Raw genomic sequence first — 22,922 nt, forward strand, 5'->3', positions numbered from 1 at the left:
CCCGAGGGGTGAGCTCGCAGCTCAGGCGTGGCGTCCCCAGTGTCCGCGGTGAATGACCTCGACAGCCCCACGCCTGCGCTCCGCGATACGAGCACCTTGCGGGGGCATGTCGTCGGCGCGGTGGCCGACCGTGATCCCGCCGATGGGGTCGTACTCATCGGGTACCCCGAACTCCCCGCGGAAGGACGGCAGATGTTCGGGCATGATGCCGAAGAAGCAGGCCCCGAGCCCCTCGTCCACGGCGCTCAGGAGCATGAGCAGCGCGGCCATCCCCGTGTCGATGTGCCAGTACGGTGCGGGCCAGCGGGCTTCGGCGCGGTCCTCCCACCCCTTGTCCGGCTCCGCGTAACGTGCGAGATAGGCCGCCTTGTGGGCCATGGGCACCACGACCAGCGGAGCATTCTGCATGGTCGGCGTCTTGTCGACGCGACTGGGCACGAAGGGCCAGAAGCGAGCGCGGTCGGCCGGATCCGTCAGGGCGAGGAACGCCCACCCCTGGGAGAAGCCGGCCGAGGGGGCGCGCAGCGCGGAGGCGAGGACCCGCTCGACCACCTCAGGGGCCAACGGCTCGTCGGTGTAGTGCCGGACCATGCGCCGACGGCGGAGCACCTCGGAGAATTCCATGTCGGCAGATCCTGCCACGAACCTTCGGTGGAAGAGCCTCAGCAGTTCCCATGCCGGTCACCCGAGCACACCGTTCGGGACCCGGACGGTGTGGCGCGAGCTCAGGGGCGCCAGTACAGTGCCGGATCCGGATGGTCGACGAAACCCAAGTCCCGGTAGAGCGGCTCGCCTTCGGGTGAGGCGTACAGGTCCACGCGGGAAGCTTTTCGTTCGCGGAACCAGTTCTGCAGCGCCCCCATGATCGCGCGGCTGTGGCCCCGCCGTCGGTACGCCGGATCGGTGACCACGCCGATCACGTGGCCGACGCGGCCGTTGTGGTTGTGGGGGCCCGGGAACCACTGGTCCACCGTGCCGATGCCGCACGCGGCGAGCCCCTCCCCGCCGTCCACGACGAGGATGCACGCGGAGTCCGACGTGAGCTTCTCGCGCAGTACGGAGGCGAGTTCGCGGCGCCACGCGCTCTCCTCCGGCGAGGGGTTGAAGTAATCGCCGCCGAGCGTCTCGAAGAGCAGCGCCCGCAGCCGCACGAGCTCCGGAAGGTCGGCCTCCACGGCCGGGCGGACACACGTGCGGGACATGGTGAGCTGCCCAGTGGAAGCCGGCTGCTGATCGCTCGCGTGATCTCCGTGATCTCTCATGACGATCAGCCTCGTGTAAGTACCTTGTGTGCGACAACCCTTACAGGGGTGTCGCGGGATCCTTCAGCCGCAGCCCGTTCTCCCAGATCGTGTTGAGCGTCGTGACGAGCCGCTCGTACGGAATCCGCTGCCCGAGCACGAACACCATGTAGGCCATGCGGCTCACCATCACGGACAGGGCGTGCGCGGTGACCAGCGGGTCCAGGCTCGGGTCCGCGCGGCCGTCCTCCTGCAGGGTCCGGATCAGCTTGGCGTTGCGCCGGGCGAAGGCGTTGCCGCGTTCGATGCGCAGGGCCATGAACTGCTCGTCGACCTGGGCGACTTGCTCGAACAGTGCCATGAGGCGGGCGTTCTTCTTGTACGCCCGCAAGTATTCGCGGTTCGACGCGTCGATGAGCTCCCGCGGATCGGTGATCCCGGTCCGCTCGCGCAGGTGCGGGTGGAGCATCTCCTCCTGCACCTGCTCGACGAGCGCCTGGAAGATCTCTTCCTTGCTGTTGAAGTACGTGTAGAACGACCCGGAGGCGACATGTGCGGCCTTGGAGATGTCCGCGATGCGCGCGTCCAGGTACCCGTCGCGTTCGAAGACCTCGCGGGCGGCGGCGATCAGGGCGTTGCGCGTCCTGACGCCGCGGGCGCTGCGGGGTGTGATCGGTTGCTTCTGACCGCCGTCCGCGGCCGGGGCCTGGGCAGCCACCGCTATCCATTCGCTGTCGGTCGAACCTGTACGTATCGGTGGCAGCGGATGTTATCAGCCGACCTCGGAGAGGAACTCCAGGAGAGCGGCGTTCACCTCGTCGGGCCGCTGCTGCTGGATCCAGTGGCCCGCGCCGTCGATCACGAGCGTGCCGCGCCGGTCGGTGAGCATCCGGTCCAGATCCTTCGCCGGCATGAACTGGGCGACCGGATCCTTGGAGCCGGTCACGAACAGGGAGGGCTGCGTGACGCGGCGCTCGGCGAGATGCTCGGTGAGGGTCCAGTTGCGGTCCAGGTTGCGGTAGTAGTTGAGGCCGCCGCTGAAGCCGGTCGCCTCGAACGTGTCGACGTAGTAGGCGAGTTCGTCGGCGTCGAGCCACGGCGGGGGAGTCAACTCGCCCTCTTCGAGTTCGGTCCTCGCGGCCCACCGTGCGGAGTAGATCTCCTTCGTCACGAGGGTCCGGCGCACATCGCGCCGCAGGGCCTCGTCGGCGACTCCCGGCTCCTGGAACCACACCATGTAGAAGTCGTCGCCGAGCCGCTCGCGCAGGATCGGCAGCGGCGGCGCCGGGGCCCGCCGGCTCACCGGCACGCTCATCCCGGCCACCGCCCGCACCCGCTCCGGGTGGGCCAGGGCCATCTGCCACACCACGTTGGCGCCCCAGTCGTGCCCCACGAACACCGCGTCGTCCGCGCCCACGTCGTCGAGGATCGCGGCCAGGTCGCCGCAGAGCGACAGGATGTCGTACGCGTCCACGTCGGCCGGCCGCGAGCTCCCTCCGTATCCCCGCATGTCCGGGACCAGGACGCGGTGCCCCGCCTCCGCCAGCGCGAAGAGCTGGTGACGCCACGAGAAGGCCAGCTCGGGGAAGCCGTGGCACAGCACCACGGGAGGCCGGCCCGGCCGCCCCTCCCCGTGGTCGTAGACCCGGAGCGTGACATCGCCCGAGGTCACCTCGCGGGTCGCGACCCGCTCCCACTCGGCGATCGAAATGTGCTTTCTCATGCGCGGAGCTCCTCAACTGGTCGCGTCAGGACGTACGCCACTCCGGACACCCTGCCGACCAAGATCGTCGAACACAAGGTCCTGGCTCACGTCCTGGCTCACTCTCAGCCCCCTAGCGATCGGCATGATGTCCAAACGTCTGATGTTTGTATATGGTGCTGCCATGAAGCGCATCAACGCACCGCGTAGGACCGCCAGCCTGTCCGCCCAGCTCGTCGACAGTCTCCGCTCACACATCGAGGCGGGGGGCTGGCCGGTGGGCACACGGATCCCGCCGGAACAGGCCCTCATCGAGGAACTCGGGGTCGGACGCAGCACGCTGCGGGAGGCGATCGGCGCGCTGGTGCACCTGGGGCTGCTGGAACCCCGCGCCGGGGACGGCACCTATGTCCGCTCGTCGAGCGAGCTCCAGTCGGTCATGGTGCGCCGCGCGAGTTCCGCGGAGCGGGAGAAGGTGCTGGAGCTGCGGACCGTACTGGAGGAGTACGCCTCGGGAGCGGCGGCCCTGCGCCGCGACGAGGCGCAGCTGCGGCAGATGCGGGAGCTGCTGGCCGACGCCGATGCGGCCGCCGCGGGTGCGGACACGTCCGCGGCGACGAGCGTCGACGCGCTGTTCCACCGGGCCGTGGTCCGCGCGAGCGGCAACGACCTGCTGGTCGAGGTGTACGACTACCTCGGCACGGCCCTCACCTCGTCCTTGGGGGGTCTGGCCTGGGGCACCGGTCACGCCGACGAGCACGCCCGGCTGCACCGGCGGCTCGTCGACGCGATCGAGGCCCAGGACGTGGGCGAGGCACGGGACGCGGCGGCGGCGATCGTGGGGCTCACCCGCGACCACGAGGGCCATGAGGGCCTTGAGAGCGGGGTCGGGCCCGGGACCGTCGCCACTGGCGCCGGGACCTCACCGGAGGCGGACGGCCAGTGAGCTTGCAGCCGGATTCGATATCCCGTCAGCACTCCGCCCCCAGTGCCAATCCCGTCGCCGATCCCACCCGCCCCGCCACGTCCGTCGGCCTCGTCATCGCGATCTGCCTGGTGGCGGCGAACCTGCGCACCACGCTCACCGGCGTCGGTGCACTGCTGCCGGAGATCGAGCGCGGCAGCGGCCTGACGTCGAGCTGGGGTGGCCTCCTGAGCACCCTGCCGCTCCTTACGTTCGCCGCGACGTCGCCCTTGGTCGCCCGGGCCTCCCACCGATGGGGCAGCTCCCGGCTGCTGGTGGCGGCGCTCGGCGTGCTGACCGTCGGGACGGTCGTCCGTTCCCTCCCCTCCGTCATCTGTCTGTTCGCGGGAATGGTGATCCTTTCCGCCGCCATCGCCTTCGGCAACGTGCTGCTGCCCGCGATGATCAGACGCAGCGTGCCCGCCCACCGCGTCCAGGGCATCAGCGCTCTCTACGTGACCGTCATGGGCCTCATGGCCGCGGTCTCCTCGGGGATCTCCGCGCCGCTCGCCCACACGGTGCCGGGTTCCTGGCGCACCGCACTGGCCTGGGGCGTGGCGTTCACCGTCGCGGCGCTCCTCGCCTGGCTGCCCCGGATGCGGGGCGCAGGACCGAAGACGTCCACCGGCGGGACCCATAGCCCGGTGCCCTGGCGTTCGCCGCTCGCCTGGCAGGTCACCGTCTTCATGGGCCTGCAGTCCCTGGCCTTCTACACCGCCGTCGCCTGGCTGCCCAGCGTTCTGATCGACCGGGGCACGAGCAGCACGGCCGCCGGGTGGATGCTGTTCTACTACCAGGTGGTGTCCTTGGCGGCCAGCAGCCTCCTGCCCCTGCTCACTCGGGGCCGGGTCGACCAGCGCTGGACGGCGGCCGGGGCTTCGCTGCTCGTCGCGGGCGGGTTCGCCGTACTGGCCGCCGCGCCCGGACTGTCCGTCCTGGCCTGCGCGTTGCTCGGGCTCGGCGGCGGAGCCTGCCTCGTGCTCGCGTTGACCTTCCAGAGCCAGCGTGCCGGCAGCGCCGGAGAGGCCGCCGCGCTGGCGGGCATGGCCCAGTCCATCGGCTACCTCGTGGCCGCGGCCGGCCCCCTGCTTCTCGGCATCCTGCACGACACCACGGAGAGTTGGACGCTTCCGCTCACCGTCCTGGCCGCCCTCGGCATCGCCACGGCCGTCGCCGGACACGGCGCGGGACGGGACCGCCACCTCGGCCGGCCCACCCACTGACCCGGCCCCCCCCTTCGCCCACGTAAGCCGGTTCCGCCGGACCCAAGTCGTACGTAACCCCGACGCCACCCCGAACGCCCCCCTGACACAAAGGAGACAGCCCGTGTCCCCCCACCAACTCCCCGCCGCAGAACTCTTCGTACGCACCGGTCGACGAGGCGCCCACCTGTACGCGACCGACGAGCAGTTCCGCGCCACCGCACCCCTGGACGCCGTCACGGAGGCGGTCCGACGGCCCGGATTACCCCTCGCCGCCCTGGTGGCCACGGTGATGGAGGCGTACGCCGACCGCCCCGCTCTGGGCGAGCGGGCCACGGAGCCGTTCACCGATCCGAAGACGGGCCGCACCACGCTGCGCCTCCTGAAGCGGTTCGACACGCTCACCTACGGCGAACTCTGGGAGCAGGTCGGCGCCGTGGCCGCCGAATGGCGGTACCACCCTCAACACGCCCCCCAGCAAAGCGAATTCGTGGCCGTCCTCGGTCGTCCGAGCGCCGAGTACACCGTGGTGGATCTGGCCTGTGTCCGCTCCGGGGCGGTATCCGTTCCGCTGCCTACCGGTGCCTCCGCCCAGCACCCTGGCCCCCATCATCGAGCAGACCGCACCGCGGCTGCTCGTGGTGGACGTCGAGCTGTTGGATGTCGCGATCGAGGCAGCGGCCGACGCGCCTTCGCTGGACAGGATCATCGTCCTCGGCCACCGCCCCGAAGTCACCGCGCATCAGGAGCAGTTGGAGTCCGCGCGCGGGCGGCTCGCGTCGCAGGGGCAGGGGCAGGGGCAGGGGCAGGGCGTGACCCTGGAGACCCTCGCGTCCGTCATCGACCGCGGAAAGGCCCTGCCCCCGGTTCCGCGGGTGCCCGAAGGGTCGGCGGCCGACACGCTCAGCACACTCGTCTATACCTCGGGCAGTACCGGCACCCCCAAGGGTGCGATGTACACCGAGAGTGTGGTCAGGCAGTTCTGGGTCGACTTCGTGCCCGGCCAAGAGCTGCGGCCCTCCATCACGCTGAACTATCTGCCGCTCAGTCACATGATGGGCAGGGGCGTTCTGTTCGGCACGCTCGCCAAGGGAGGACTGGCCTGCTTCGCGGGGGCCGGCGACCTGTCGACGCTGTTCGATGACCTCTCCCTCGTACGCCCCACCGAGATCGTCATGGTGCCCCGCGTCGCCGACATGCTCCTGCGGCACTACCGGGACGCGCTGTCACGCCGGGACGAGACGGCGGGCGAGGGCGCCGAGCCCGAGGAGCGGGTGAAGGAGGAACTGCGGGAAAAGGTCATGGGCGGGCGCCTCTTGTGGGCCGTCAGCGCCTCGGCCCCGCTCTCCGCGGAGACCAGGGCGTTCGTCGAGAGCTGCCTCCACGTCAAGCTGCTCGACGGCTACGGATCGACGGAAGCGGGAATCGTCCTCCTCGACGGCCACGTCCTGTGTCCGCCGGTGACCGGCCACAAGCTGGCCGACGTACCGGAGTTGGGGTACTACGGCACCGACTCGCCGTACCCCAGGGGTGAACTGCTCGTCAGGTCCGAGCGGCTCGTTCCCGGCTACTTCCGGCGCCCGGACGCCACCTCCGAGGTCTTCGACGAGGACGGCTTCTACCGCACGGGCGACATCATGGCCCGCGTCGGCCGCGACGAGCTGAGGTACGTGGACCGCCGCGCCAACGTCCTCAAGCTGTCACAAGGCGAATTCGTGGCGGTCTCCCGCCTGGAGGCGCTCTTCACCGGCAGTCAGGACGTCCGGCAGATCTTCCTGTACGGCAACAGCTCCCGCCCCTACCTGCTCGCGGTCGTCGTCCCCACGCAGGACGCCCTCGACGGGGTCGCCGGGGACACCCGGCGCCTCAGGACGCGGTTGCGCGCATCCCTGCGGAGCCACGCGGCCGAGGCGGGGCTGAACTCCTACGAGGCGCCACGGGAACTTCTGGTGGAGACCGAGCCGTTCAGTCAGGAGAACGGGCTGCTCTCCGGCGTACGCAAGCCGCTGCGACCCGCCCTGACGAGGTGTTACGGCGAGCGGCTCGAAGCCCTGTACGCCGAGCTGTCCGACCGCGAGACCACCGAACTGCGGGCCCTGCGCCGGGCCGGCGCCGACCAGTCGACCGTGGACACCGTGCTGCGGACGGCCGGGGCGCTTCTCGGGCAGGAGGACGCCGTCGTGGAGCCCGGCATGCGCTTCCTCGACCTCGGGGGCGACAGCCTCGTGGCACTGTCGTTCTCCCAGACGCTGAAGGAGATCTTCCACGTCGACGTCCCCGTCGATGTGCTCGTCAACCCGGTCAACACGCTGCGCCAGGTGGCGGACCACATCGAGCGGACCCGCGCGTCGGAGCACCGTCGCCCTACCGCCGACAGCGTCCACGGCCCCGCCGCGACGCGACTCGACGCGCGCGATCTACGGCTGGACGCGTTCTTCGACCCGCGGACCGTCGCGCCCGCCGTGAAGCCGGACGGCCCGCTGCCCGAGGCCCGGACCGTCCTCCTGACCGGCGCCACCGGCTACCTCGGCCGCTTCCTCTGCCTCGAATGGCTGGAGCGCCTGGCCGCACGCGACGGCACACTGGTGTGCGTCGTCCGCGGCTCCTCCGCCGAGGCGGCACGGGCACGGCTCGACGCGGCGTTCGACAGCGACGACCCGGAACTCCTTGCCCGTTACCGCGAGTTCGCCGACCGGAATCTCCAAGTGGTCCCCGGCGACATCGGGGAGCCGGGCCTCGGGCTCGACGGGGAGACCTGGCAGCGACTGGCCGCCACCGTGGATCTGATCGTCCATCCGGCGGCCCAGGTCAACCACGTCCTGCCCTACGGCCAGCTGTTCGGGCCCAACGTACGGGGAACGGCCGAACTGATCAGGCTGGCCGCCACATCCCGGATCAAGCAGTTCACCTACCTGTCGACGGTCGCCGTCGTCTTCGGCAACCGGGCGGCGGCCGACGAGTCCGCGGACATCCGCACCGCCTGCGCGACCCGCGACCTCCAGGGTGACTACGCCGACGGCTACGCGGCCGCCAAATGGGCCGGCGAGGTGCTGCTGCGCGAGGCGCACGACGCGTTCGGCCTGCCGGTCACCGTGCTGCGCTCGAACCTGATCCTCGCCCACCCGCGCTACGCCGGCCAGCTCAACGTCTCGGACGTCTTCACCCGCCTCCTGCTGAGCCTGCTGGCGACCGGGATCGTCCCCGGCAGCTTCTACGACCGGGGCGCAGGTGACGGCAGCGGACACTACGACGCGCTCCCCGTGGACTTCACGGCGCGGGCCGTCACCGCGCTGGGCGACGGCGTACGGGAGGGCTTCCGTACGTACAACGTGGTCAACCCGCACGACGACGGCATCTCGCTCGACACGGTCGTCGACTGGTTGGCGGCGGCCGGTCACCCACTGACCCGCGTGGCGGACCACGCCGAGTGGCTCGGCCGCTTCGAAGCCGCCCTGGCCGCCCTGCCCGATCGCCAGAGGCAGCATTCGTTGCTCCCACTGCTGCACGCCTTCGCCACACCGGAACCGCCGTTCGACGGCTCCGCCCTGCCGGCGGACCGGTTCCGCGCGGCGCTACGGGCCGCGTCCCCCGACGGCGAGGACGGCATCCCGCACCTCTCACGGGAACTGATCACGAAATACGTGGCCGACCTCCGGGCGCGGCGACTGATCTGAGTGGAGGACGGGAGGACGGCGGGGGGACGGGAGGACGGGACGACGTGCTGACGCGCTGACGCGACCCGGGAGCGCCGCGAGGGCCGCCGTCACCGGCGAACCCTTGAACCTGAACCCGGATTCAATTACGTTGACCGGACCCGAGGCGAGCGAAGGTGCGGTGCGATGACTGGCGTGCAAACGCGCGGTGCGGTCCTGTTCGACTTCGGCGGGGTGCTCACCACGAGTGTCGTCGCCGCTTTCGAGGAGCTCGGCCGTGAACTCGCCGACGAACCAGGCCTTTTGCTCCGCGTACTCGCCAAGGACGAGGAGGGCGGCGCGCTGCTCGTGGCGCACGAAGAGGGCCGCATCGGCGAACGGGAGTTCGAGGACGGCCTCGCCGTACGCCTGCGCGCACACGGGGCCACCGTCGAGGGACCTGGCCTGGTCCGCCGCCTCCAGGCCCGGCTCCGCCCCGACCCCGCCGTGATCGCCCTGGTGGCCCGGGTCCGGGCCGGCGGCTACCGGGCCGGGCTCCTCTCGAACTCCCTCGGCGACGACTGTTACGCCGGTTTCGACCTCCCCGCGATGTTCGACGCCGTGACCGTCTCCCGGGAGATCGGGGTGCGCAAACCCTCGCGGCGCGCGTACGCCCTGGCCTGCGAGCACCTTGGCGTACGCCCGCAAGACACCGTGATGGTCGACGACCTGCCCCAGAACATCGTGGCGGCGGAACGGCTCGGCATCGCCGGGGTGGTGCACCGCGACGCCGCCACCACGACCGCCGAGCTGGCACGGCTCCTCGGGCCCAAGGCCCACCTGTGAGACTCAGATCCGACCCGACCGCTGGAGGACCCGTGTTCGACGTGACCGATCGCGCCAAGGAGTACCAGGAGAGGCTGCTCGCCTTCATGGACGAGCACGTCTACCCCGCGGAGGCGGTGTACGAGGAGCAGATGGCGCAGGCGGGCGACCCGCACTTCCAGCCGCCGGTCCTCGAGGAGCTGAAGGCCGAGGCGAGGCGGCAGGGCCTGTGGAACCTCTTCCACCCGCACCCTGAGTGGGGTCCCGGCCTGACCAACCTGGAGTACGCGCCGCTCGCCGAGATCATGGGCCGCAGCGCGCACCTCGCCCCCGAGGCGACCAACTGCAACGCGCCGGACACCGGCAACATGGAGGTCCTCACCCTCTTCGGCACGCAGGAGCACAAGGAGAAGTGGCTCAAGCCGCTGCTCGCCGGCGAGATCGCCTCCGCGTTCGCGATGACCGAGCCCACGGTCGCCAGCTCCGACGCCCGCAACATCGAGATGCGGATGGTCCGTGACGGCGACGAGTACGTCCTCAACGGCCGCAAGTGGTGGACCTCGAACGCCCTGCACCAGAACTGCCGCGTCCTGATCGTCATGGGCAAGACCGACCCGGACGGGCCGAGCCACCGCCAGCAGAGCATGATGGTGGTCCCGCTGGACACCCCGGGCGTCACCGTCCTGCGCGGGCTGCCCGTCTTCGGCTACCAGGACCGCGAGGGCCACGCGGAGGTGCTCTTCGAAGACGTACGGGTGCCGCGCACCGCCCTGCTCGCGGGTGAGGGCGACGGCTTCATGATCAGCCAGGCCCGGCTCGGCCCCGGCCGCATCCACCACTGCATGCGCACCATCGGGATGGCGGAACGCGCCCTGGACCTGATGATCGACCGCGCTCAGTCACGTACGACGTTCGGCGCGCCGCTGTCCGACCGGGCCAACGTCCAGGACTGGATCGCCGAGTCCCGCGTCGAGATCGAGATGGCCCGCCTGCTCACGCTCAAGGCCGCCCACCTGATGGACACCGTCGGCAACAAGGAGGCCCGCACCGAGATCGCCGCGATCAAGGTGGCCGCCCCCGAGGCCGCCCTCAAGGTCGTCGACCGGGCCATCCAGGTGCACGGCGGCGCGGGCGTCAGCGACGACTTCCCGCTCGCGAGCATGTACGCCCACCTGCGCACGCTGCGCCTCGCCGACGGTCCCGACGAGGTGCACAAGCGCACCATCGCGGTACGTGAACTGCGGCGCCGCGAGGCCGAGCGGAGCGCACGATGAGCGACTCCCTGCACGGAAAGGTCGCCGTCGTCACGGGCGCCTCGCGGGGCATCGGACTCGCCGCGGCCGCCGCCCTGCGGGACCGCGGTGCGCAGGTCGTCATCACTTCGCGCAGCGAGGAGCGCGCCAGGGAGGCGGCCTTCGAACTCGGCGGCGGCGTCACGGGGTTCGGCGCCCACGCCACCGACGAGGACGCCGCCCGCGCCTGCGTCGACCACACCCTCGCGACATACGGACGGCTCGACGTCCTGGTCAACAACGCCGGTACGAACCCGGCGTACGGCCCGGTCATCGACCAGGACCACGGGCGCTTCGCCAAGACGATGGACGTCAACCTGTGGGCGCCGATCTTCTGGACGTCGCTCGCGGTGAGGGCGTGGATGGGGGAGCACGGCGGGTCCGTCGTCAACACCGCGTCGATCGGCGGCCTTTCGGTGGCGCGGGACGTCGGCATCTACCACGTCTCCAAGGCCGCACTCATCCACCTCACCCGCCAACTCGCCCTGGAACTGGGCCCGAAGGTCCGCGTCAACGCCATCGCCCCCGGCGTCGTACGCACCAGGCTCGCCGAGGCGCTGTGGCAGGAGAACGAGGCGAAGGTCGCCGCGGCCACGCCGCTGGGCCGCATCGGCGAACCGGAGGACCTGGGGGAAGCCGTGGCGTTCCTCGCGGGTGACGGCGCGCGCTGGATCACCGGGGAGACCCTGGTGGTCGACGGCGGGCAGCTCCTTGAGTCGGGACCGCTCTAAGGGGCGGCGGCGGGTGACGGGCGGCGTCAGACCGGCAGCCGCCGCCCCAGGCGCGCCAACGGGGACAGGGCCATGCACACCGGGGACAGCGCGAGCCCGGCGGCGGCCACCAGCAGGCCGCGCCGCAGCCCCCATGCGTCGGCCAGGACGCCGCCGAGCAGCGACCCGAGCGGAGTCAGCCCCATCCCGACGACGTTGATGGTCGCGACCACCCGGCCCTGGAGCCGGACCGGCGTGACGGCCTGGCGCACGGCCATGAGGGCGACGTCGACCAGCTGACCGCAGGCGCCGAAGACGAAGTTGACGCCCACGAGCAGCCAGACCGTCGTCGCGGTGGAGCCGTGTGCGAGGGGGACGCAGAGCATCACGCCGTCGGCGAGCACGGCCGCGACCAGCAGGACCCGCCCGTAGCCGTACCGGCCGGGGAGCCGGGCGGCGAGCAGCGAACCAAGGATCGCGCCGGGCCCCGCCGCCGCGAGCGTCAGGCCCACAACGGCGCCCGGCAGCCGCAGTTCGCGCGGCAGGAAGAGCAGATACACGGTCATCAGGGCGGCGAACGAGAATTGGAAGACGGCCGAGGCCAGCCCCACGGCCCGCAGCGCGCGGTGACGGACGACGAAACGAAGGCCTTCGCGTATCTGCCGCCGGACGGTGACCGACGGCTGCGGGGGAGTGGGCACGGCCCCCTCGCGTCGGATGCGCCCCAGGGACAGCGCGGACAGCGCGAAGAAGAGGCCGCTCGCCGCCGCCGCGGCCGGCGCCGACAGGAGCGAGACCAGCGCGCCGCCGAGCGCGGGCCCACCGATCTGCGCGGCGGACCTGCTGCCTTCGAGGGCACTGTTGCCCCGCGCCAACTCGGCGCGGGGCAACAGGCGTACGAGGCTCGCCTGGTACGCCACGTCGAAGAACACCCCGAACACACCCACCAGAAACGCGGCGACGAACAACACCGGCAGCCCCGGCGTGCCCAGCAGATACGCGAGGGCGACGACGGCCGGCACCAGCACGCGCCCGACGTCGGCCAGGACCATTACGTCACGGGCGCGGCGACGGTCCACCCACGCGCCTGCGAACAGGGAGAAGAGCAGGATCGGCGCCTGCTCCACCGCGCGCAGCGCGCCGAGCCGGCCGGTGGAGGCGTCGAGGGAGAGGACGGCGATGAGCGGCAGGACGATCTGAGTGGCCTGCGCGCCGAGCTGCGAGGCGGTCTGACCGGCCCAGAGCCGGCGGAAGTCGGGATCGCGCAGCAGGGCATGGAAGGGACGGGAACGGGACGGCACGACAACCCCTTGCGGGAGCTGGGAGAAGCGGAGAAGGGCTCGCTGTGCCGCCGTGGGTACGGGACCGGGCAGGTGCCGCGCGGGTCTGCGCGGGTGCCGCGGATGAAGGGCAGCACGCGGTGACGGGTCGAACGACCTGAACGTCAGCGCGTGCTCGGGCGACCGGGCATCTCGACTCCTCGCAGGGGCGGTGCTGCCGTGAGACTACCCGTATGGGTGGCGCGGGCGAAGCGAATAACGCCCCCCGCGTACGAGGGCGCGTCGCCCGCTGTTCGCCCGGGCGTCATCTGACGTCACCCCGGATCGGCGACCATTCATTCCGGTTGAGATCCATGTCGCGGTACCCCGAGGGGACAACGTTGCAACGCCCACGTCCAGGACGTACGTACCAAAGAGGGAGAGCACGCACGGCCGCCCTCTCCCTGGCGGCCCTGCTGTCGCTGTCCCTGACGGGATGCGGGGTCGCGGGACTCGGGGGCGACGACACGGACGGCGGTGACGGCGAGGGGCGGAGCGCTGCCGGGGCGGCCGCCGTCGCGGGGATCGACTGCGCCGACACGGGCAGGGTGCAGGGGACCGGTTCGAGCGCCCAGCAGAACGCGATGAAGCACTGGATCAAGCAGTACCAGGGCGCGTGCCCGGGCGTGCGGATCGCGTACAACCCGATCGGGTCCGGGGCGGGCGGCGCCCAGTTCCTGCGCGGCGCCACCGCGTTCGGCGGCTCCGACAGCGCGCTGAAGCCCGAGGAGGCCGCGCTCTCGAAGGACGTCTGCCGGGGTGGGCGGGCGATCGACCTGCCGATGGTCGGCGGGCCCATCGCCATCGGGTACGACGTCCCCGGCGTCGACGACCTGGTTCTCGACGCGCCCACGCTCGCGAGGATCTTCGACCGGAAGATCACCACCTGGGACGATCCGGCGATCCGGCGCCTCAACCCCGGCACCGACCTGCCGTCGACGCCCGTACGCCCCGTCCACCGGTCCGACGACTCCGGGACCACCCAGAACTTCCAGGCCTACCTCGCGGGTGCGGCCCCCAAGGAGTGGCCGCACCCGGCGGGCAAGGCCTGGCAGGGGACGGGCGGCGCCTCGGCGAGCGGATCGAGCGGCGTGGCGTCGGAAGTGACGTCGGGGTTCGGCGCCATCGGCTACTTCGAGCTGTCCTTCGCGCGGGCCCGCGACATCAAGACCGTCGCCCTCGACACGGGCGCGCCCGCCCCGGTCGAGCCCACGCCCGCGACGGCGTCCGCCGGGATCGCCCAGGCCAGGGTCGCGGGCCGCGGCAACGACATGACGCTGAAGTTCCGTTACGACGCCTCGACGCCGGGCGCGTACCCCCTCGTCCAGGTCACCTACGAGATCGTCTGCGACCAGGGCAACCAGCGGCAGACCCTGCCCGCGCTGAAGTCGTTCCTGACCTACACGGCGAGCGAGGAGGGCCAGAAGGACCTGGCCCGGCTGCACTACGCGCCGCTGCCGGAGTCCGTCGCGGGGCAGGTGCGCGACGTGGTGGGCACGCTTTCCTGACCGGTGAGGTCGCACGGGTGCGTTTGAGTACCCGTACTCATGATCGGCTCGCCCGGTTCACGCAGGCTGGGGTCACAAGCCGAAGTCGAGGAGAGGGAGCCAACAGTGACCAGGGCAGTGATTAGGGGCAATCGAATTCGTCCGGTCTCGCGCGTGATCGGAAGCCGCCCGGCACGCTCCGTCGTGGGGCTCGCGCTGGCGGGCGTGACGGCCGCGGTGCTCACCGGCTGTTCCACGCAGGACGCGATCTGCGGCGGCGAGGAGTACCCGGTCCTGAGGGTGGCAAGCAGCGGATCCGCGTGCGCCCCCAAGGGCGAGGAGCCGCCCAAGGGGTACGCACGCTATCCGGAGGGCAAGGTCCCGGAGCATGTCGGGGACAAGTGGGACACGTACTGGGAGACGCACTCGGTCGACAAGGACGACAAGACCATCAAGCTGAAGGACGGCCAGTGAGTGGCGGGCGCGGGGCCGGGTTTGGGCCGGTCGTTCAACCCTGACGGGATGCGGGGGCGGTGATCTCTCCGGCGTTCCCTCCACGCGGGGTGCCTCGTAGGTCCGTGCGTGCCGAGACGGCGAGGCCTCCGGCGCCTGGGGCCTTCGGGGAGCGCAGGACGACGGCGGCAAGGAGGAGACCGAGCACACGAGCCAGGAGAGGTCGGACGGTGTGAAGTCCAACTCCCTTCCGATCGTGGGGAGTGCCACGGTGACGACGCTGCCGTCCAGGACGATGATCAGCGCGCCGGCGCAGAGCGTGTACAGCGCGGGCCAGCGTTTGCGCTCGGTCGGGTCGGTTCTGCCGTTCGGGTCGGTCGTGCCGGCTGTGTCGGCCGTGTCGGCAGCCATGGGTGACCTGCTTTCTCTCCAGGTCCTCGAACGGGTCAGCGGCAAGTGGGCGATCGGGATCCTGCTGGAGTGCACGCACGGTCCGCGCCGGTTCACCGAGCTGGAGCGCGCGGTCAAGGGCATCAGCCGCCGCATGCTGACGCTCACGCTGCGCAACCTGGAGCGGGACGGCCTGCTGACCAGGACGGTCTATCCGGTGGTGCCGCCCAAGGTGGAGTACAGGGCGACACCGATGGCCCTTGAGCTGTACGAGTCGCTGGTGGGCCTCGCCCGATGGGCCGAGCGCCACCGGTCCGCCATCGCCGACGCACGGGTCGAGTACGACCGGGGTGGGGGCGCGCCTGCCGGGTGAGCGAGCGCGTGCTGGGCCGCCCGCCCTTCGGGGTGGGGGGGGCGGACCAGAGCCTGCGGGGGCCGCACCCCGCACTGCTCGGCGGCAGGCTTGAAGCACTCGCCGTATGCCGAGGTTCGCAACTCAGTGCGACTCGTGGGTGTGAGCGTCTCCTCAGCGGGCACTCGACAGGTGGGTCCCGCCGTGTCTCCCCCGTCGCGGCGGGGCCCGCTGCGTGCCATGGGGCGGTCGGGACGGTGGCGTCAGGCCGCGACGGGCGAGCCCGCCGCGCCACGCTGTCAGGCGCGTTCGCGGTACGTCGACGCGGTCGCCACGACGACCAGCGTGGTGGCCAGCAGGGGCCACCCGATGCCGTGGTGCAGGACGAGCCACGCGCCCGGGACCGCGCCCACGATCATCGCGCTCACGGCGATGCTCCGGCGAGCCGCCCGCCGGTCGGTGCCGCCCGCGAGCCGGGAGTCGGCGGCGAGCCCTGCCAGCGTGCGCGTCACGACCGTCGTACTCATGCCCGGCACGCCCAGCCGGCCCATCGTGCCGTTCCGCATCCCCATCGCGAGGGCGATCGGGGCGATCACCGGGTACGGCGGTGTGCCCCCGGCCGCGAAGGCGACGGCCGTCGCGACGCCGAGGAGCGTGGCCTCGCACCACACCGCCGCGCGGACCCACGGCACCCGATGCCGGCCCCGGAACGCGTTGGCCAGCCGGCCCGCGGCCACCGCGCCGACGAGGAAGGCCGCCAGGGAGACGAGGGAGCCCTTGACGGAGAAGCCGGGCGCACCGGCCAGGGCGAAGCCGACGATGACGATGTTGCCCGTCATGTTGGCCGTGAAGACCCGGCCGAGCCCCAAGTAGCAGATGGCGTCGACGAGCCCGCTGACCACCGTCAGGGCGATGAGCGCCAGCGACAAGGGGTGTCCGTCGCCGATTTCCGCGGTCGGTACGTCGCGGCTGCCGCGCTGAGTCGTCATGTCGACGTTCTACCTCGACGGTCCGCGGCGGCTCCGGTGCGGCGCACCGAGTGCACGGTGGATCCGGCGCGGGACGCCGCACATCCGGACACGGAACGGGGATGGGGCGTGCTCGAATGAAGGATGACTTCGTTCTGGAGGGGCGGGCGGATACGGCTGCGGGGGATCGAACCCGACGACTGGACCGCGTTCATGGGCTTCACCGCGGACGAGGAGGGGCTCGGAGATGTGATCCAGCCTCCGCGTTCCGCCGAGAGCTTCCGCGCGTGGGTGAGGGAACAGGCCGTGGCCGGCTCCGACGGCGACTGCTTCGGGCTGGCCGTCGAAGCCGTCGATACGGGGGAGGCGGTCGGCGTCATCGGCTCGCGCATGGCCGACCCGCGCTCGGGCTGGTTCGAGTACGGCATCACGTTGGGCGCGGAACATCGGCGCAAGGGCTACGCGACGGAGGCGGTGGTGACCCTGCTGCGCTACATGTTCGCCGAACGGCGCTACCACCGGTGCCAGGTGCGGATCTTCGCCCACAACGAGGCGTCGCTCGCCCTGCACCGCCGGCTCGGCTTCGTCGAGGAGGGGCGTCTGCGCGATCACGTGTTCTTCGCCGGCGAGTACCACGACCTCGTGATGATGGGCATGCTCGCCGACGAGTTCGCCGGCCGGCACGCCCTGCGGTGACTCCGCGAGGCGGGGAAGGGTGGAAGGCCTCGCGCCGCCGCCATTCCCAATTTCTGGAACGGGTTCTACTGTGTGCGCCGTCGGATCCGGGACCGCGCGGCGAGCCGGCGGCCGGTAGGGGCTGATCGCCGGACGGGCCGGCGGCCGGCGGGGGCTGGTCGCCGAAAGCGCAGTGTCAGACGCACCAGGAGACCTGGAGGGGCCGTGCACCTCGAATACACGCCTGAGCAGCAGCAGTTGCGCACCGAGCTGCGTGCGTACTTCGCCGAGCTGGTGCCCGACAACGCGTACGCGCGGTACGGGGAACCGGCCGCCCAGAAGCGTTTCTACCGGGAGACCATCCGGCGTCTCGGGTCGGACGGCTGGCTCGGGGTGAGCTGGCCCAAGGAGTACGGCGGGCGCGGGCTCACGCCGATGGAGCAGTTCATCTTCTTCGACGAGGCGGCCCAGGCGGGTGTCCCGTTGCCGTTGATGGCCCTGAACACCGTCGGCCCGACGATCATGCAGTTCGGCACGGACGAGCAGAAGGCGTACTTCCTGCCGCGCGTCCTCTCCGGCGAACTCGACTTCGCCATCGGCTACAGCGAGCCCGACGCCGGCACCGACCTCGCGTCCCTCAAGACGAAGGCGGTCAGGGAAGGCGACGAGGAGACCGGCCACTACGTCGTCAACGGGCAGAAGATCTGGACCACCAACGGCGACACCGCCGACTGGGTCTGGCTCGCCGTCCGCACCACCGTGCCCGCAGAGGGCGTACCGCCGCACAAGGGCATCACCATGCTCCTGGTCCCGACGAGCGACCCCGGCTACTCCTGCACCGTCATCAACACCCTCGCCTCGCACGACACCACCGCCAGCTACTACGAGAACGTCCGCGTACCCGCGTCCCGGCGCGTAGGCGAGGAGAACAAGGGCTGGCGCCTGATCACCAACCAGCTCAACCACGAGCGCGTCACCCTCGCCGCCCACGGCACCATGGCGATCCGCGCCTGCCACGACGTACAGCGCTGGGCCATGGACACGAAGCTCGCCGACGGCCGCCGCGTCATCGACCTCGGCTGGGTCCGCCAGCGCCTCGCGCGCACCCACACCAAGCTCGACGCGATGAAGCTCCTCAACTGGCAGATGGTGAACGCCGTCCACGAAGGCACCCTCACTCCCCAGGACGCCTCCGCCGTCAAGGTCTACGGCTCCGAGGCGCGCCGTGACGCGTACGCCTGGCTCATGGAGATCGTGGCCGCGGCCGGCGCCCTGAAGGAGGGCTCGGCGGGCGCGGTCCTCCACGGCGAGTTGGAGCGCGGCTACCGCTCGGCCGTGATCTTCACCTTCGGCGGCGGGAACAACGAGATCCAGCGCGAGATCATCTCGTGGATCGGCCTGGGGATGCCGAGGGTCCGCCGCTGAGGGATCGCGCGTGGTCGGCCGCCTTCCCGAGGGCGCCAGCCCCTGGGGTGCCGCCGGGTCGCCATCGCCGCGGACTTCCGCGCCGCGCCACGGCCGTCGGCAACTCCCGGCCGGACGGGGCTGGTTGCTTCCGGTGGGCGCGGCTGTCCGCCACCCCCCGATCATCGCCACCCCCCTCCACCCCACTAATCTTCGTACGCATGACCGAATCCTCAACGGCTGAGAGCCGCGCGGCCGAGATCGCGAGACCGCCGGCCCGCCGCGTCTTATGGTTCGCCGCCGGTATCACCGCGTCGTTGCTCGTCGCCGACCTCGCCACCCGCGCGTACAACCACTACGACTCCATCCCGACCATCCGCCGACTGGTGAACGTCGACGTCGAGGCCAATCTGGCCACGTGGTGGAACAGCACGCTGCTGCTGGCCGTTGCGGGCATGGCGCTGATCGCCGCCCTGCTCAGCGGGGGCGCGGCGCGGCCCGGGCGGCTGTCCTGGCTGGGGCTCACCGCCGCGACCGCGCTGCTCAGCGTCGACGAGACCGTCTCGCTGCACGAGCGCCTCGGTGAGGTCGGCCGGTCGTGGAAGCGGTGGGCCGGAGGTTCGCTGCCCACGCACGCCTGGATCCTGCCGGGCGCGGTCCTCGCGGCGGTGGGCACCGTGTGTGCCGTGCTGTGGGCGCGGAGGCTGCCGCCCGCGCTGCGGCGCGGGCTCCTGGGCGCGCTGGCCGTCTATCTGGGGGGCGCGCTGCTGGCCGAGGCGTTCAACGGCTGGGCGCACGAGCACAGTTACAACACCGTACTCATGCTGGGCACGGTCGTCGAGGAGGGGCTGGAGATGGGCGGCTGCCTCGTGGCCCTCGCCGCACTCGGCCGGTATGTGGTGCTGGAGCGCGATCCGGCGTCAGGGCGGGCCGTGGTACGGCTGCGGGACAGCGGCTAGCCGCTCCGCAGGAGTCCCGTAGGGGCCGGCCCCAGGGGGTGGGCCGCGTTCTGGAACCGAGGGGGAAACCTCGCCACACTTGAAGTCCTGCCCCGAGCACCGCCGCGCGTCAGGAGATGGTCTCACCATGCCCGAGCACATACCCCCTCCCGAGCCGGGTCCCGCCCCCCACTCCGCCCTCGCCCCCACTCCCACCCCCGACCCCGGGCTCTTCGGGCCGGACTCCGTGACCTGGCACCTCCACTCCGACCCCATGATGTGGGTCGCCGGCATCCGGGCCCTCTACCTGCAGGCCCTGCACCCCCGCGCGGTCCGCGGCGTCATGGAGAACTCCGACTTCCGCAGGGACGCCTGGGGACGCCTGATGCGGACCGCCGGCTTCGTGGGCACGACGACCTACGGCACGACCGAGGTGGCCGAGAAGGCGGGCGCCCGGGTGCGGAAGATCCACACGATGCTCAAGGCCACCGACCCGCAGACGGGGGAGCGGTACGGGGTGGACGCCCCCGAGCTGCTCCTCTGGGTGCACTGCGCGGAGATCGACTCCTACCTCCACGTCGTACGCCGCTCGGGGATCCGCCTCACCGACGCGCAGGCCGACCGTTACGTCGACGAGCACCGGCAGAGCGCCCGGCTCGTGGGCCTCGACCCGGACGACGTACCCGCGTCGACGGCCGAGCTCGCCGCCTACTTCGCGAAGGTGCGGCCCGAGCTCGCCGTCGGCGCCGACGCCCGCGCCGTCGACGACTTCCTGCAGTGCCCGCCCACGCACCCGCTGCTCGTCCCGGCGCGCGCCCTGCTGTGGCGGCGCGTGGCGAACCTCGCGTACGCCTCGCTGCCGCCGTACGCCCACGCGCTGTACGGCAGGGCAGCCCCGCCGCCCGCCGCGGTGACCCGTCGGCTGGTCCTCACGGGCACCATGCTGCGCCGCGTCCCCGCCCGCGTACGCTGGCAACTTCCGCCCCGGCACATTCTGCGGGCCATGGCCAGACTCGGGCCGGGCAGCCGCCCGGCGCCGTACGGCCTCCGCAGACGGAACGCCATACTGGACGGACCGGGGAGGGCGCAGCGAAGCGACGGGGGCGACAGCGGGAGATGGCGGACACGAGGCTGATCCATGGCCGGTACCGGCTCCTGGATCTGATCGGCCGTGGCGGCATGGGCGAGGTGTGGCGGGCACGCGACGAGTCGCTCGGCCGCCGGGTCGCCGTCAAATGCCTCAAGCCGATGGGGCCGCAGCACGACGAGTCCTTCGCGCGCGTGCTGCGCGAGCGGTTCCGGCGCGAGGCGCGCGTCGCGGCGTCGCTGCAGCACCGCGGGGTCACCGTCGTCCATGACTTCGGTGAGTACGAAGGCGTGCTGTACCTGGTCATGGAGCTCCTGGAGGGCCACAACCTCAGCGAGCTCATGGAGGAGAGCAAGCGGCAGCCCCTGCCGGTCGCCGACGTCGTGGAGATCGCCGACCAGGTCGCCGCGGCCCTCGCGTACACCCATGAACAGGGCATCGTGCACCGGGACCTGAAGCCCGCGAACATCATGCGGCTCGCCGACGGCACGGTGAAGATCTGCGACTTCGGCATCGCCCACCTCGGCGCCGACATCGGCTTCAGCTCGCGCCTGACCGGCACGGGCATCGCGATGGGCACACCGCACTACATGTCGCCCGAGCAGATCGGCGGGGACACCGTCGACCAGCGCAGCGACCTCTACTCCCTCGGGTGCGTGCTCTACGAGATCGCCACCGGGGCCCCGCCGTTCGACATGGAGGACGCCTGGGGCGTGCTCGTCGGGCACCGCGACACCGAGCCCGAGCCGCCCCGCGCCCACCGCGACGAGCTGCCGGACTACTTCGACCGGCTCGTCCTCGACCTGCTCGCCAAGGAACCGGCCGCCCGGCCCCGCGACGCCCACGAGCTGGGCCGGCGCATCGCCGAGGGCCGCGGCACCCCGCCGTACGTCACGACCCCCGCGCCCTCCTCGCGCCGCCCCGGGCAGCCGCCGTCCCCCGAGGACCACCTGCCCTCCTGGACCCGCGGCATGACCACCGGGCACAAGGCGAGCGGCCCCTCCGCGCTGCGCACCACCACGCCCGAGGCGGCGGCGGCCGGCCTGACCGGCGAGTGGATCCCCCGCGTCGACGCGCGCCGGGCGGCGGCCCCACGCGGGCCCGAACGGCCCGCGCCGCCGCCGGAGGTGATCGCCACCCTCACCAGCCGCCACAACGCGGGCCTCAGCCTGGGGCGCCTCGGCCGCTGGGACGAGGCGGGCGAGGTGCACCGCGCGGTCGCCGCGGAGCGCGAGCACGCGCTGGGCCCCGACCACCCCGACACGCTGGCCAGCCGCTACGAGGTGGGCTTCACACTCTCCCGCACCGGCCGCGCCGCCGACGCGCTGCGCGAGTACGGCCGGGTCGCGCGGGGCCGGGAGCGCGCGCTCGGCGCCGAGCACCCGGAGACGCTCGCCGCCCGCCAGGAGATGGCCTTCGTCCTGGGGCAGCTCGGCCGGCACTTCGACGCCCACCAGACGTACGTCTCGGTGCTCGCCGCCCGCGAGCGCACCGCGGGGCCCGACCACCCGGACACGCTGCGCTGCCGCCACAACCTCGCGTACAACCTGAGCCGCCTCGGCCGCCTTGAGGACTCGCACCGGCTGGCCGAGGAGGTCGCCGCGGCCCGCGCCCGGGTGCTCGGACCGACGCATCCCGACACGCTCGTCACGCGGTACGAAGTGGCGTACGCGCTCGGTCAGTTGGGGCGCTGGCCCGAGGCGCTGGAGACCTATCGCGAGGTCGCGGAGGCGCGGACACGGGCGCTCGGCGCCGACCACCCCGACACGCTGGCCGCCCGCTACGAGGTCGGCATCAGCCTCGGCAGGCTCGGCCACAGCGCGGACGCCCTCGACCTGTACAGCGACCTGATCGACGACCGTACGCGCGTGAACGGTCCCGCCGACCCGGAGACGCTGCGGGCCAGGCACGGGCTCGGCGTGAACCTGGGCCGCCAGGGCCGCTGGGAGGAGGCGCTGGCGGAGGCCCGCGACGTGTGCGCCGCCCGCGAGCGGGCCCTTGGCCCCGACCACCCCGACACGCTGGTGAGCCGCCGCGAGGTCGCCGTCGGCCTCGGCTGGCTGGGCCGCTGGGCCGACGCGCTCGTCGAGTACCGCAGGGTCGCGGCGGCCCGGGAGCGGGTCCTCGGCGCCGACCACCCCGACGCCCTGGCGAGCCGCAACGACGAGGCCCACTGCCTGGAACAACTGGGCCGCGGCCCCGAGGCGGTGGACCTCTACCGCAGCGTGGCGGTACGCCGGCAGCGGTGGGCCACGGGCGGGTACTGAGCACGGCGGGGCGC

General features: G+C 71.9%; 20 protein-coding genes and 1 pseudogene. 15 read left to right on the forward strand and 6 right to left on the reverse strand.

Features of this window, described 5'->3' with window-relative positions:
- Positions 1-21 precede the first annotated feature (21 nt).
- From ACFYO9_RS29400 to ACFYO9_RS29415, 4 genes are all read right to left on the reverse strand, one after another.
- A complete protein-coding gene (locus ACFYO9_RS29400) occupies positions 22-624 on the reverse strand; it encodes a nitroreductase family protein (RefSeq protein ID WP_358778081.1) in 603 nt (200 codons plus the stop codon).
- A gap of 101 nt (positions 625-725) precedes the next feature.
- Positions 726-1,202 (reverse strand): GNAT family N-acetyltransferase, encoded by a 477-nt coding sequence (locus tag ACFYO9_RS29405; protein WP_358778080.1) that lies wholly within the window; start codon positions 1,200-1,202, stop codon positions 726-728.
- A gap of 100 nt (positions 1,203-1,302) precedes the next feature.
- On the reverse strand, positions 1,303-1,959 hold the full coding sequence (locus ACFYO9_RS29410) for a TetR/AcrR family transcriptional regulator (RefSeq protein ID WP_355809199.1): 657 nt from the start codon (positions 1,957-1,959) through the stop codon (positions 1,303-1,305).
- A 54-nt stretch (positions 1,960-2,013) separates the two neighbouring features.
- The gene (locus ACFYO9_RS29415; RefSeq protein ID WP_358778079.1) at positions 2,014-2,964 is read right to left on the reverse strand and encodes an alpha/beta hydrolase; all 951 of its coding nucleotides are present in this window, start codon (positions 2,962-2,964) and stop codon (positions 2,014-2,016) included.
- Positions 2,965-3,127: 163 nt separating this feature from the next.
- Here ACFYO9_RS29415 and ACFYO9_RS29420 point away from each other — a divergent pair, with 163 nt between their 5' ends.
- The 7 genes and pseudogenes from ACFYO9_RS29420 to ACFYO9_RS29450 all read left to right on the forward strand — a co-directional run bounded on the left by ACFYO9_RS29420 (position 3,128) and on the right by ACFYO9_RS29450 (position 11,589).
- Positions 3,128-3,889 carry an FCD domain-containing protein gene (locus ACFYO9_RS29420; protein WP_358778078.1) on the forward strand — a complete coding sequence of 254 codons (762 nt, stop codon included), beginning with the start codon at positions 3,128-3,130 and terminating at the stop codon, positions 3,887-3,889.
- The gene (locus ACFYO9_RS29425; protein WP_355809189.1) at positions 3,886-5,130 is read left to right on the forward strand and encodes an MFS transporter; all 1,245 of its coding nucleotides are present in this window, start codon (positions 3,886-3,888) and stop codon (positions 5,128-5,130) included. The genes ACFYO9_RS29420 and ACFYO9_RS29425 overlap by 4 nt, the downstream gene beginning before the upstream one ends.
- A gap of 271 nt (positions 5,131-5,401) precedes the next feature.
- Positions 5,402-5,635 (forward strand): annotated as a pseudogene (locus tag ACFYO9_RS29430) (hypothetical protein); the annotation flags it as partial.
- 55 nt (positions 5,636-5,690) lie between these two features.
- Positions 5,691-8,783, forward strand: coding sequence for a carboxylic acid reductase (gene car, locus ACFYO9_RS29435; protein ID WP_355809187.1), 3,093 nt, complete (start codon positions 5,691-5,693; stop codon positions 8,781-8,783).
- Positions 8,784-8,948: 165 nt separating this feature from the next.
- Positions 8,949-9,587 carry an HAD family phosphatase gene (locus tag ACFYO9_RS29440; RefSeq protein ID WP_358778077.1) on the forward strand — a complete coding sequence of 213 codons (639 nt, stop codon included), beginning with the start codon at positions 8,949-8,951 and terminating at the stop codon, positions 9,585-9,587.
- Positions 9,588-9,619: 32 nt separating this feature from the next.
- Complete coding sequence (locus ACFYO9_RS29445; protein ID WP_358778076.1) at positions 9,620-10,840, forward strand: acyl-CoA dehydrogenase family protein; 1,221 nt, start codon at positions 9,620-9,622, stop codon at positions 10,838-10,840.
- Complete coding sequence (locus ACFYO9_RS29450) at positions 10,837-11,589, forward strand: SDR family oxidoreductase (RefSeq protein WP_358778075.1); 753 nt, start codon at positions 10,837-10,839, stop codon at positions 11,587-11,589. The genes ACFYO9_RS29445 and ACFYO9_RS29450 overlap by 4 nt, the downstream gene beginning before the upstream one ends.
- Positions 11,590-11,615: 26 nt before the next feature.
- On the opposite strand, the gene ACFYO9_RS29455 is transcribed toward ACFYO9_RS29450, so the two are convergent.
- Positions 11,616-12,869, reverse strand: a complete 1,254-nt coding sequence (locus tag ACFYO9_RS29455; protein ID WP_358778074.1) for an MFS transporter — start codon at positions 12,867-12,869, stop codon at positions 11,616-11,618.
- 359 nt (positions 12,870-13,228) lie between these two features.
- Here ACFYO9_RS29455 and pstS point away from each other — a divergent pair, with 359 nt between their 5' ends.
- The 3 genes from pstS (at position 13,229) to ACFYO9_RS29470 (ending at position 15,590) form a co-directional block, all read left to right on the forward strand.
- Entirely contained in the window at positions 13,229-14,395 is a 1,167-nt protein-coding gene (gene pstS / locus ACFYO9_RS29460) for a phosphate ABC transporter substrate-binding protein PstS (RefSeq protein ID WP_358778073.1), read from the forward strand.
- Positions 14,396-14,548: 153 nt separating this feature from the next.
- On the forward strand, positions 14,549-14,848 hold the full coding sequence (locus tag ACFYO9_RS29465; RefSeq protein WP_358778072.1) for an SCO0607 family lipoprotein: 300 nt from the start codon (positions 14,549-14,551) through the stop codon (positions 14,846-14,848).
- A gap of 388 nt (positions 14,849-15,236) precedes the next feature.
- A complete protein-coding gene (locus ACFYO9_RS29470) occupies positions 15,237-15,590 on the forward strand; it encodes a helix-turn-helix domain-containing protein (protein WP_358778138.1) in 354 nt (117 codons plus the stop codon).
- A gap of 278 nt (positions 15,591-15,868) precedes the next feature.
- Here the strand turns inward: ACFYO9_RS29470 and ACFYO9_RS29475 are convergent, their stop codons facing one another.
- On the reverse strand, positions 15,869-16,558 hold the full coding sequence (locus ACFYO9_RS29475; RefSeq protein WP_358778071.1) for a YoaK family protein: 690 nt from the start codon (positions 16,556-16,558) through the stop codon (positions 15,869-15,871).
- A 123-nt stretch (positions 16,559-16,681) separates the two neighbouring features.
- Between ACFYO9_RS29475 and ACFYO9_RS29480 the strand changes: the two genes are divergently transcribed.
- From ACFYO9_RS29480 to ACFYO9_RS29500, 5 genes are all read left to right on the forward strand, one after another.
- Positions 16,682-17,233, forward strand: a complete 552-nt coding sequence (locus ACFYO9_RS29480; RefSeq protein WP_355809165.1) for a GNAT family protein — start codon at positions 16,682-16,684, stop codon at positions 17,231-17,233.
- A gap of 204 nt (positions 17,234-17,437) precedes the next feature.
- The gene (locus ACFYO9_RS29485; RefSeq protein WP_358778070.1) at positions 17,438-18,637 is read left to right on the forward strand and encodes an acyl-CoA dehydrogenase family protein; all 1,200 of its coding nucleotides are present in this window, start codon (positions 17,438-17,440) and stop codon (positions 18,635-18,637) included.
- A gap of 200 nt (positions 18,638-18,837) precedes the next feature.
- On the forward strand, positions 18,838-19,575 hold the full coding sequence (locus ACFYO9_RS29490; RefSeq protein WP_358778069.1) for a hypothetical protein: 738 nt from the start codon (positions 18,838-18,840) through the stop codon (positions 19,573-19,575).
- 127 nt (positions 19,576-19,702) lie between these two features.
- Positions 19,703-20,689 (forward strand): oxygenase MpaB family protein, encoded by a 987-nt coding sequence (locus ACFYO9_RS29495; RefSeq protein ID WP_358778068.1) that lies wholly within the window; start codon positions 19,703-19,705, stop codon positions 20,687-20,689.
- The gene (locus tag ACFYO9_RS29500; RefSeq protein WP_358778067.1) at positions 20,671-22,908 is read left to right on the forward strand and encodes a tetratricopeptide repeat protein; all 2,238 of its coding nucleotides are present in this window, start codon (positions 20,671-20,673) and stop codon (positions 22,906-22,908) included. The genes ACFYO9_RS29495 and ACFYO9_RS29500 overlap by 19 nt, the downstream gene beginning before the upstream one ends.
- The last annotated feature ends 14 nt before the right edge of the window (positions 22,909-22,922 follow it).

This window comes from Streptomyces sp. NPDC005863 (assembly GCF_042871345.1).
GTDB lineage: Bacteria > Actinomycetota > Actinomycetes > Streptomycetales > Streptomycetaceae > Streptomyces.